The 10,881-nt window shown below is 70.4% G+C and carries 8 protein-coding genes; 3 read left to right on the top strand and 5 right to left on the bottom strand.

Translation table 11 applies throughout. The annotated features are described in order from the left end of the window. Position 1: 1 nt before the first annotated feature. The 3 genes from P5P86_RS20095 to P5P86_RS04245 form a co-directional block, all read right to left on the bottom strand. Positions 2-1,816, bottom strand: a complete 1,815-nt coding sequence (locus tag P5P86_RS20095) for an ABC transporter permease (RefSeq protein ID WP_446724920.1) — start codon at positions 1,814-1,816, stop codon at positions 2-4. 276 nt (positions 1,817-2,092) lie between these two features. Beyond that, positions 2,093-3,874, bottom strand: a complete 1,782-nt coding sequence (locus P5P86_RS04250; protein ID WP_280610047.1) for an Ig-like domain repeat protein — start codon at positions 3,872-3,874, stop codon at positions 2,093-2,095. A 231-nt stretch (positions 3,875-4,105) separates the two neighbouring features. Beyond that, the gene (locus P5P86_RS04245; protein WP_280610046.1) at positions 4,106-5,911 is read right to left on the bottom strand and encodes an Ig-like domain repeat protein; all 1,806 of its coding nucleotides are present in this window, start codon (positions 5,909-5,911) and stop codon (positions 4,106-4,108) included. Between the two features lie 421 nt (positions 5,912-6,332). Between P5P86_RS04245 and P5P86_RS04240 the strand changes: the two genes are divergently transcribed. Together P5P86_RS04240 and P5P86_RS04235 are read left to right on the top strand one after the other, a co-directional pair. Next, positions 6,333-6,944: a hypothetical protein gene (locus P5P86_RS04240; RefSeq protein WP_280610045.1), complete on the top strand. Its 612-nt coding sequence runs from the start codon at positions 6,333-6,335 to the stop codon at positions 6,942-6,944. A 174-nt stretch (positions 6,945-7,118) separates the two neighbouring features. After that, on the top strand, positions 7,119-8,240 hold the full coding sequence (locus tag P5P86_RS04235; protein WP_280610044.1) for a hypothetical protein: 1,122 nt from the start codon (positions 7,119-7,121) through the stop codon (positions 8,238-8,240). A gap of 210 nt (positions 8,241-8,450) precedes the next feature. On the opposite strand, the gene P5P86_RS04230 is transcribed toward P5P86_RS04235, so the two are convergent. Together P5P86_RS04230 and P5P86_RS04225 are read right to left on the bottom strand one after the other, a co-directional pair. Then, on the bottom strand, positions 8,451-9,716 hold the full coding sequence (locus P5P86_RS04230) for an RsbRD N-terminal domain-containing protein (RefSeq protein ID WP_280610043.1): 1,266 nt from the start codon (positions 9,714-9,716) through the stop codon (positions 8,451-8,453). 246 nt (positions 9,717-9,962) lie between these two features. Beyond that, positions 9,963-10,238 carry a helix-turn-helix domain-containing protein gene (locus P5P86_RS04225; RefSeq protein WP_280610042.1) on the bottom strand — a complete coding sequence of 92 codons (276 nt, stop codon included), beginning with the start codon at positions 10,236-10,238 and terminating at the stop codon, positions 9,963-9,965. A gap of 257 nt (positions 10,239-10,495) precedes the next feature. On the opposite strand from P5P86_RS04225, the gene P5P86_RS04220 reads away from it, so the two are divergent. Next, entirely contained in the window at positions 10,496-10,864 is a 369-nt protein-coding gene (locus tag P5P86_RS04220; protein ID WP_280610041.1) for a DUF6907 domain-containing protein, read from the top strand. Positions 10,865-10,881 lie beyond the last annotated feature (17 nt).

Below are 10,881 nucleotides of genomic sequence, written 5' to 3'. Positions count from 1 at the left end.
CTCAGGCCCCCTTGCCCGGTACCAGCTGCAGGTACAGCGTGGTCACGACGAAGTTGACGAAGAAGAGCAGCAGGAAGGTGATCACGACCGACTGGTTGACCGCCTCCCCCACGCCCTTCGGCCCGGGCCGGGTGTTCATCCCCCGGTGGGCCGCCACCACGCCGGCGAGGAAGCCGAACATGAGCGCCTTGATCTCGCCGACCACGAGGTCGGAGACCTGCGCGAGCGCGGTGAAGCTGGCCAGATAGGCGCCCGGCGTACCGCCCTGGACGTTGACGTTGAAGAAGTAGCCGCCGAGCACGCCCACGACCGAGACCAGCCCGTTGAGCAGGACGGCGGAGCCCATGCAGGCCAACACGCGCGGGACCACGAGCCGTTGCACCGGGGAGACGCCGATGACCTTCATCGCGTCGATCTCCTCGCGGATGGTGCGCGCCCCCAGATCCGCGCAGATGGCGGCGCCCCCAGCGCCGGCGATGACCAGCGTGGTCACGATCGGGGCTGCCTGCTGCACCACCGCCAGCACACTGGCCGCACCGGTGAACGACTGGGCACCGACCTGGACGGTCAGGGTGCCGAGCTGGAGAGCGATGACGGCGCCGAACGGGATCGCCACCAGCATCGCCGGGATCCAGGAGACGCTGGTGACGAACCAGAACTGGTCGAGCAGCTCGCGCCAGGCGAACGGCCGGCGGAACGCCATCCGCACCGTGTCGAGCGCCAGCGCGAACAGGTCGCCGGTCTGGGTCAGCGCCTGGCTGACGAGGTCCGGTGGCCGGAAGCGGACCGCTCGGTCATGCTCCTCGTCGTCGGCGACGTAGAGCCTCGACCCACCGCGCTCGACCCGGCCGGCGTGCCGCTGGCCGGCCGCACGGGCCATCCCGCCCGAGGGCATCAGCTGGCGGGGCAGCACCTCGATGGCCCGGGCGCCGCTGCGGAGCATCACCGCTGCGCCGCCGGGCTGTCCCGCGTGGCCGGGGTGGCCGCCGGGATGACCGGCATGGCCGGGGTAGGGCGGCTCCTCGACGTCGGGGTCCTCGACCAGGCTGTGGTCGACCTCCTCGCTCATCCCGATCGGGCCGATCGGGTCACCGCTCATGAACTGCGAGACGACGGGGTGGTCGGTGAGCAGGAAGTCCTCGCGCGGGCCGAACATCACCAACCGGCGGCGGTAGAGCATGCCGAGGTTGTCGGGCAGGGTGCGGGCGAGCTCGATGTTGTGCGTGACGACCAGCATGGTGGCGTCGGTCTGCGCGTTGACGTCCATCAGGAGCTGGGCGAGATTGGCGGTGCGGACCGGGTCCAGGCCGGAGTCCGGCTCGTCACACAGGATGATCTCGGGATCGGTGACCAGCGAGCGGGCCAGGCCGGCGCGCTTCTTCATGCCGCCGGACATCTCACCGGGGAGCTTGTGCTCCTGGCCGAGCAGACCGACCATGTCGAGCCGGTCGAAGACGATCTGGCGGATCTCAGCCTCGGTCTTGTGGGTGTGCTGGCGCAGGGGGAACGCGATGTTGTCGTAGACGCTCATCGAGCCGAAGAGCGCGCCGTCCTGGAACAGCACGCCGAACCGCTTGCGCAACTCCAGCCGCTGCGCCTCGCGAGCCTTGACCATGTCGATGCCGTTGACCAGGCACTCGCCCTCCTCGGGGCGGATCAGGCCCATCAGCGACTTGAGGAAGACCGACTTGCCGGTGCCGGAGGGGCCGAGCAGCGCGGTGATCTCACCGGGAGGCAGCTCGAGGGTCACGTCGCTCCAGATGTTCTGGCTGCCAAAGCTCTTGGTCAGCCCGCGCACCTCGACTGTGCCGCCCATGGATCCTCCGACCTTCGTGATGGGGCGTCGGCCCTGCCCACACCAGGGCCGACGCATCGCAGACGCTAGGTGTGATCGCGCTCACGCGCAGCCCAAGTCACCCGATGAGGGCGTTCTGGCGGCGAAACACAGCAGTTCTTGTGAGCCGGGTGACAACTCGGCCTGACCAGCGCGCCCACGAGCAGCGCCACCGAACCCTCCTCGCCCCCGAACAACACGACGTCGGCCTGGGGCGCTGCCCCGGGCCGACGTCCGCGTCGTCGTATCGCTACCGGCTCACTTGCCGGCCCTGACCGCCGACTTGTCCTTCTTGATCGTCTTCTTCAGCTTGGCGATCTTCTTCTTCAGCTTGGCCTTCTTCGCACCGTGGGCCTTCTTGTAGGCCTTCTTGGTCTTCGTCAGCTTCGCCTGGTCGTGGGCCAGCTTCTTCTGGGCCTGCGTCGGGCCGGTGACGTGGGGGCCACCGGTCGGGGGCTTGGTGACGGCGTTCACCTTGTACGTCGTCGTGCCGGTCGAGGCCAGCACCCGATCGGTGAGCGCCCCCGCGTAGGAGGCGGTCAGGGTGTAGCTACCGGCCGCGAGGGTGGCGGGCAGGTCGAAGGTCACGCTGCCGCCGGCGCCGATCGCCTTGGTCTGCGCGGGACCGGCTCCGGTCAGCGTCACCTCGCCGGTGGCGCTGGCCCCCGTCGCGGCGACCTTGACGCTCGCCCGCCCGGCGGTGCCGACGGTCGTGGCCGGAGCGGTGACGGTGGTGGTGGAGGCGATGCCGGGCGTGCTCACCGTGATCGCCTTGCTGCTCGGCGCATAGGTGTCGTCCCCGCTGTACTTGACCGTCAGGCGGTTGTCTCCGGGCGCCAGACTCGCGTACGGGATCTCGACCGAGGCGGCGCCCCCGTCGAGGGCGACGCCGTACGACGAGGTCAGGATGGTGCCGCCGTCCCAGACGCTCACCACGCCGGTCGGTGCATCACCCGTGCCCGATGCCGGTGCGACGGTGATCGTCTTCTGGTAGGGCTGACCGTCCGCCAGCGTGACGTCGGACGCCGACACCGTCGAGGCCGTGGCGCCGGCCGTCAGGCTCAGGGAGGCGTGCGTGGTGGCAGGCGCGTAGGTGGCATCACCCTCGTAGACGACCGTCAGGTCGTAGGTGCCCGGAGCCAGACCCGCGGTGCCGAGAACGCTCAGGTTCGAGGTGCCGTAGTTCCCGACCGGCGCCTCGTTCGCGGCGAACCCGGCCGGCCCGAAGACACGAACGGTTCCCGTCGGCGTCGGACCGCCCTGCGCTCCGGAGACCTTCGAGGAGATGTAGGCGGCCCCCAGGCGGGTCGGCCAGGAATCGCCGCTCACCCCGGCGATGACGAGGAGCGAGGTCGAGTCAGCGCTCAGGCTCGGCGCTGTGCGCGCTGCCGCTGGCGCTGCCGCGTCGGTGGGGGTAGGGCCCACCCAGGTGAGGTCGGCGCTGTTGTCGTTCGTGTCGGCCCCGGAGTCGGCACGGCTGATGCTGTTGTAGGTGGTGGTGACGGTCGACGGGAGCTCGGCGGCATGCGTCTCGTAGGACGATGCCCCCGCGAAGCCGACCATGTCGGTCACGCCCGGCGCGGCACTCAGATCGCCCGTACCGTAGGTGGCCGCGTTGCCGAGCACGACCTCGGCGGCGTTCTGGACATCGGCCATGGCCAGCGAGCCGGCCGCATCGGGCGTCGGCAGGTCCAGGTGCGAGGTGGTGGCGTCGTTGGCCTCGTCGAGCTGGACGAGGAAGTGCGTGCCGGCAGCGACGCCGCCCGTCAGCGCGACGGTGCCGATCACGCTGTCATCGGCCCTGCGCACCTGCAACGACAGCCCGCTGAGGCTGAGCTCCGCCGACGTGGGGTTGTACAGCTCGACGAAGTCGGCGTCGTACGGCGCGGCGGAGTTGCTGGCGCCGGTGAACACCTCGGAGATCACCAGGCCGGTACCGGCCGGGTCGGCACTGGCGGTCGAGGCGCCGACGGCCTGAAGGCCGCCCAGCGCAAGGGCCGCGCCGGCGACGACGCCGACAGCGGCAAGTGGACGATTCATCAGGAGGAACTCCCCACGTGACAGCGGGCGCCGAGTCGGCCCGCGATGGCGAGCCGGCGAGTGCGACTCTCAGGACGCCTCATTGCATCCTCGGGTCCGGTCCGGCACCAGCGGTTGCGCGGAACCCGTGGTCGACGTGGGCAAACCTTGTGACGTGCGTTACAACTTCCTGTCGCAGACAGACGGTCCCGCCCCGGAACACCGGAGCGGGACCGCCTGTCAACGATGGGGCTACTTGCCGGCCCCGACGTTCTTCTTGTCCTTCTTGATCGTCTTCTTCAGCTTGGCGATCGACTTCTTCAGCTTGGCCTTCTTCGCACCGTGCGCCTTCTTGTAGGCCTTCTTCAGCTTGGCCAGCTTCGCCTGGTCCTTCGACAGCTTCTGCTGAGCCGCCGTCGCGTGGGTGCCGTGGTTCGTGCCGGCCGGCGGTTGGACGGTCGTGCCGCCGGTGCTGCCGGTCCGGGGGCGGACGGTGAAGGTCACCTTGGCCGAGGAGCTCGCCAGCCGGTCATTGCCCGCATAGGTGGCGGTCAGTGCGTAGCTGCCGGGAGCCAAGGTGGTGGGGAGGTCGAAGCTGACCCCGCCGTCGGCACCGACCGTCTTGGTCTGCGCGGCACCGGCGCCGGCGAGGGTCACGGTGCCACTCACCGTCACTCCGGACGTGTCACCGACGATCCCGGGCCAGTCGGAGGCGACGGTGACGGCGACGTGGCCGGCACTGCCCGCGGTGACGGCTGGCGCGGAGACGCTCGTGTCGGAGTAGGCCCGCGGCGCTGTCACCGTGAAGGTGCTGCTGCTCGGCGCATAGGTGGCGTCGCCCTGGTACCAGACCGTCAGGGTGGTCGCCCCCGGCAACATGTTCGCCGTGTAGATGGACACGCTCGCACTGGTCTGGCCGGCGAGCAGGCTGACCGCAGCCAGTCGATCGGTTCCGTCCCAGACCGACACGGTTCCCGTCGGCGTACCGCCGTCGCCGGCCGTGACGGTCAGCGGCACGTCCGCGCGCACCGTGGTGCCGGAGTCGAGCGCCGGGAGCGTCGTGTTCGGCGCGGCGACGGTGGTGGCCGCATTCCCCGCCGTGACGGTCACCGAGAACGTGCTCGAGGAGGGTCGGTAGGAGGCATCGCCCGCGTAGTGCACGGTGAAGGTGTAGCTGCCCGGCAGGAGATCCGGCAGGTTCACCGTCGCGCTGCCTGCGGAGTCCAGCGGACCCGACCACGTGGAGGCGCTGTACCGGGGATCCTCCGTCGTCACCGTCACGCGTCCCGTGGGCACGCCGCCGCTGCCGGTGACGGTCGCGATCGGCGCCGGCCCGGTTCCCGAGGTCTTGCTGAAGGCCGGAACCGACACCTCCGACTCGGTCCGCGACAGCTGTGCCGACGTGCAGGACGTGTTGCAGGGATTCGGACCGGCCCAGCTGAAGTCCACCGCGTTGTTGTCGGTGTCCACGCCGCCGGCCGCGCGCTGCAGCGAGCCGTAGTTCTGATCTCCGGAGGGCGCGGGTGAGGTCTCGTAGGAGCCGTCACCGGCGTAGCCGCCTTCCGACACCGCGTCGATGACGCCGGCGGCTCCGGCCACCTCGGGCGCCGGGTAGGTGCTGCCGGTGCCGAGGATCACCTCGTCGGAGGCGCCGAGGTCGATCCACGACTGGCCGGCCGCCACAGCCGTCAGATCAGGCGTCGGGAGGTCCAGATGGCTCGCCGACGCGGTCCCGGCGTCGCTGATCTGGACCAGGAAGGCCCGCCCGGCCGGAGCGGTCCCGCTGAGCGGGATGGTGGCGCGCACCGTGTTGAAGCTGCTGCGGATCTGCAGGGACGTCCCCGCGAGGGGGATGGGGGCCGACGAGGGGTTGTAGAGCTCGATGAAGTCCGCGTCGTACGGCGAGTCGGGAACCTGTCCCGCGGAGTAGACCTCGGAGATCACCAGGCCGGTCCCGGCCGGGTTGGCACTGGCAGCGCCGACACCCGCCACCTGGAGGCCGGCCACGACGAGTGCAGCGCCTCCCACGGCACCGAGCGCGGCAAGTGGACGTTTCATGAAGGCGGTCTCCCAACGGGACAGGCGAAGCGAGCTCACCGAGCGACTCCGCGAGGATCGAGCCGACGTACGGCTCGCTGGACCGCCTCATTGGATCCCGCGTGCCGAGCCGTCGCTAGGAGGAGCGGCGAAACAAGGGCCCGCGACATCGTTCCTTGTGACGCACGTTACAACTTTCCGACCTATCTGATCGGACGGGCTCCGATCCCCTTGCCGCTCGGCCTCGACCCGGCGTGGAGTACCGGCTGTGACCTCGCTCCTCCAGCTACGACGTCCAGTGCGGGCGCTCGGTCACCGGATCCGGCCGCTGACACGTCGGTGGTCGGTCCGCTCATCTCAGGAAGCCACCGCCTGGTGTCCTCCACCCGTGCGCGCAATCGCGTGCACAGCCCGTTGTGTTCAGCTCCTGAAAGGCAAGAAGATGTCGATCTCCCTCAAGCTCGCCGCCACCGCGGCGGCAGCCGTCACCGCTGTCGGTTTCAGCGCCACCGCGGCCCACGCCGCCACGACCTACACCCCGACCGGTTCGTCGGTGAACTTCGTCGGGTCCAGCGTCTCCTTCACCGACCCGACGGCCGGCCAGACACTGACCTGCTCGACGTTCAACCTGTCCGGCTCGATCACCAGCTCCGGCACCAGCCGGGCCTACGGCGCGGCTGCCGGGTCCCTCGGCACCCTCACCTCCAGCGGGTGCACCAACCCGATCGTGGGCTCCACGACCGTGACGCCCGTCGGAACGTGGACGGTCGCCATCACCGGTGACGCCACCGGCACCGTCTGGCCCGCCGAGCTCGACAGCGTCACGGCGAACGTCGTCGCGGCCGGCTGCAGCTTCACCGCCGGCGGAGGCGCGGTCAAGGGCACCTTCGACACCAGCACGCAGAAGTTCACCCCGACCAGCAGCACCCTGACGATCACCAACACCCCCTCCGGGTTCCTGTGCCCGGTCGTCGGCGTCGCCAAGGGCCACCCGATCACGGTCGGCGGCTCCTGGACCAACTCCGGCACCGCGGTGAGCATCGCCAACCCGTGATCCACCCCTAGAACACGTACGGCGGGGCGTCGACAGGCGCCCCGCCCTACGGGCGTTCAGCACCTGATCGCCTGTCATGACAACCTCGCGAGGAGCCGACCCGATGACTCTGGACCGTCCCACCCCACGCTGCGCCCTCCCCTGCCGCAGGCGGTCGTGGTGAGGCGGCTCCGCGTGCCACTCCGGGTCCCGCTGCTCGCACTGGGCGCCCTGGGTCTGGCGATGGCCGCCCCGTCGAGTGCCGTCCCGGGTGTCACCCGGACCTCGGACGCGGCAGCTCTGGCGACGGTGACCGCTGCCGCCACCCGCCATGACCTGGACCCGGGAGGTGGGTTCCCCGCCGCACCGCCCGGGACCACCGCGGGAGGGATCGCGGGTGCGGCGCAGGGGGTGGTCGCCCAGCGTGCCAAGCAGTACATCGCCACCTCGCCGAGCGCCCCGATCTACTTCCTCGCCTACATCGCGCTGGGCAACACGCCGGCAGCGAAGCCGACGTCCTACTCGCTGGTCTATGTGCCCGATCCGTTCAACCAACCGGCCTGTGCCGCCTCCTCGAGCGATCCGGCCGCCAAGCTGCAGAGCCTCTACTACCGCACCGATCTGTACGCGGCGTGGCCGCCGAAGGGCGGCGCCGTCCCGGGCGCCTTCCCGCCCATCCAGGTGAAGACGGTGGCGTTCGGCTCGATACCGGTCACGGCCACGCTGCAACTGCACCAGACCGTCGTCGACGGCAAGCTGGAGCCCCTGCTGGACCAGACCTGGGCCCCGCGGAACCCCGGGGACGGCGGGGGCGCCCCCTGCGACAAGTCCTTCTCCGCGCCTGTGAACAGCCTTGTCACCGGCCGGGTGGACATCTCCTTGACGAACCTCAAGGTCGACGGCGTCCCCGTCGAGGTCGGCTCGTCGTGTCGGACGGTGAGACCCGTCGACATCTCGCTGTGGGGCTTCGACGGCTACTACCCCGGCCAGGGCGGACGGCTCGGTCAGTACGACGGCGCCCACGCCGGCTCGTTGGGCAAGCTCGACTCGCCCTACTACGGCGAGCAGAACGGTACGTCGATCCCCGCGTCCACCGGCATCGACGTTCCACCGTTCACCGGCTGTCGTGACGGCGGCGACGACGTCAGCCCCCTGATCACGGCGATGGCCTCCGGGCCCGACAACCCGGTGGCAGCGGAGCAGAGCCCCATCAACGCCGGCAACGTCAACCTCGATGACCTGACCGCGTGCGCCACCGACGGCAGCGGCAACTGTCCCGTGCCGGCGAAGAACCCGCCGGCGGTGCCGCCGCACTGAGCGTTGCGGCCCGAAGCAAGCGCGCCTGCGGTGCCGGCGGGACGGGGATGGGACCGGCGAAGCCGGTCCCATCCCCTCTTCCTCATCTCAGGAAGGCCGACCACCTCGTTGAGGCATTCAGCTTCGACCGACCTTACCAGTATGGTTCCGCGATGGCCATCCTCGCCGCGGACCCCGAGCCGGCCCACGCCTCGCCGTCTGGCCAGGTGGTCAGCGGCCGGCGAGGGCGGCCCGCCAGCGCGGCAGTGCCGCCTCCAGCGCGAGGATCAGCGCCGTGCGCTCCTGCGGATCGTGCAGCTGCTCACCGAACCGCTCCTCGAGCACCCGCAGGTGGCCACGCACGGTGTTGGCGTGGACGCCCAGCCGACGCGCCAGCGCCGGCGCGCTCTCGTCGGTCTCCAGCCAGCCCTGCAGGGTCTCGGCCAGCACCAACCGCCGGCGCGGCGTCAGGCCGCGGAGCGGCTCGAGCAGCTCCTGACTGATGTCGTCGGCGAGCGCCGGATCGGCAGCCAGCCACAGCTTCATCCGGTAACGGTCGCAGCGCACGACCCGTTCCTCCGCGCTGACCACGCCGCCGCGGATCAGGGCGAAGGCACGTCGCGCCCAGCGGTAGGCGTGTCGCGCCTGCAGGAGCGAGACCGACCAGGACTGCACCACCTGCGTCGTGGGACCGAGCCGGAGCAGCGCCGCAGTCACCTCGCTCAGCCGCGCCTCGTCCGACAGCACGACCATCCGATCGCCGTCCGCCCAGGTCAGCGCCTCCGGCGGCAGTCCCGCAACGCGCTGCGGCAGGGCCCCGGGAAGCCGGGTCATCGCGACGACGACCCGTTGCGGCGTACGCCAACCGGCCGCCGAGGCCAGCGCTGCGACCTCGTCGGCATCGATGGTCGTCGACTCCTGCAGCAGGGCCAGCACCAACTGGGTGCGCGCGTCGCCGGTCATTCGCCTCTGCTCGGCCATGCCGTGTTGCACCTGCGTCGAGAGATGCGCGAGGTAGCGGCTCACCGCGACGCCGAGATCGGCGACGACCGCCCCGGGCAGCTCCTCACGCGCCACCATGGTCTGGATGGACTGCCAGACCGCATCGGAGGCGACCTGGATCGCGGCCAGAACGCGCTGACCACCACAACCGGCCGCCACTTCGGCCCGGCCCAGGCCGCGGAAGTGCTCCTCGACGTGGCGTCGCGGTCCCAGCTCACCCGCCGCCGTCCGCACGAACCCGTCGAGCGCGACAGCCGTCGCGTCCCGGACCAGGCGGTGCAACCGCTCGTGGCCGGGACCCGCGAAAGCGGGCACCTCGGCACAGATCCGTACGGCGGCGCTGTCGGGCAGCGTCGGCACCGCCGCCCGGATGGCGGGCAGCACTCCGGCCGGCAGGCGCCGTACGAGCTGGAAGGCATCCGCGCCGCGCCGGGGACGAGGCGCAAACACGCCCACGGCACCCGGGACGGGCTGGTCGAACCGAGAAGACCGCATCAGCACCCTCCGACGGACTCGGTGTCTGCTCCGGCGAGCGCGACGGCCCGCCGGGACGATCGACCCACATCGCAGGCTCGCTGTCGCCAGATCGGCGTCCTTGCTCACCGATGACAGTCAGTTCTTGTCACGCCGGTGACAAGAAGCGGTCAGGCCGCTCCGCGGCCCGACCGCGGCGCGAGCACGCGTCACCATTCTCGTGTGACCATGCAGGACTGGGATGCGGGTAGCGCCCGGCCGGCCCGATCAGTCCTCGGGGATGAGCGGCAGCGGATCGGCCAACAACTCGGCGGCGGAGAGGTCGAGCACCTGGCAGATCGCCACCAGCGACTTGAGCTGGGGGTTCATCGGCGTCCCTGGCCGCGACTCGCCCTTCTCGTACTTCTGATAGGTGTAGGTCGAGACGCCCGCGAGGTGCGCGACGCGTTCCTGGCTGATGCCCTTGGCCGTTCGCGCGCGGAACATCTTGCCGCCCAGAACACGCGCGAACTCCTCCCACGTGGCTGCCCGCTCTCCTGTCACGACGGCATTGTCGCGCACTCGTCACACAAGTACGACCACACCCGCGCAACCGGTGGATAGCCCGGGACGGTCGTCGGCAGAGGATCGAGCGCCACGCCGTCGGCATCCGCGGCAAATGAACAAAAATGACCATACCGATATGTACAGTCATATGTGAGTGGCAGACGACTGTGGAAACCTCGGCTCTGCCCGTCGGCGATGTCGGTGGGCGCCGTTACAGTCGCGGGCCAGAGAGACGATCGGCACAAGAGGCAGCGATGACGCGACGCGACCCAGAGCCCGCGACGGACGACCAGCCGCAGCATCCGACGTGGCTGACCGAGGGCTGTCCGCCCTGGTGCACCGGTGAGCACGGGCAGCTCGACCATCCCGACGATCGCTACCACCGCAGCGAGGCCTCGATCGTCCCGGGGGTGGTGGCGGCTCGACCGGTCGCGCCCGTCACGGCCTCGCTGCAGGGGCTGGACCTGGTCGCCTGGCTGGGCCGGTACGTGGGCGAGAGCGTCGAGTGGGTGGTCATCGAGCCGATCGACCGGCGCGAGCCGCGCCTGGTCGTCACCGCCGAGACGGCGCGGAGCCTGGTGCAACACCTCACCGCACAACTGACCCGGCTCCAGCCTCGTTGACAGCAGACCTTGTCACG

It is taken from the genome of Nocardioides sp. BP30 (genome assembly GCF_029873215.1).
GTDB lineage: Bacteria > Actinomycetota > Actinomycetes > Propionibacteriales > Nocardioidaceae > Nocardioides.
The sequence above is the reverse complement of the archived record's forward strand: the minus strand, read 5'-3'. Positions and strand labels throughout refer to the sequence as shown.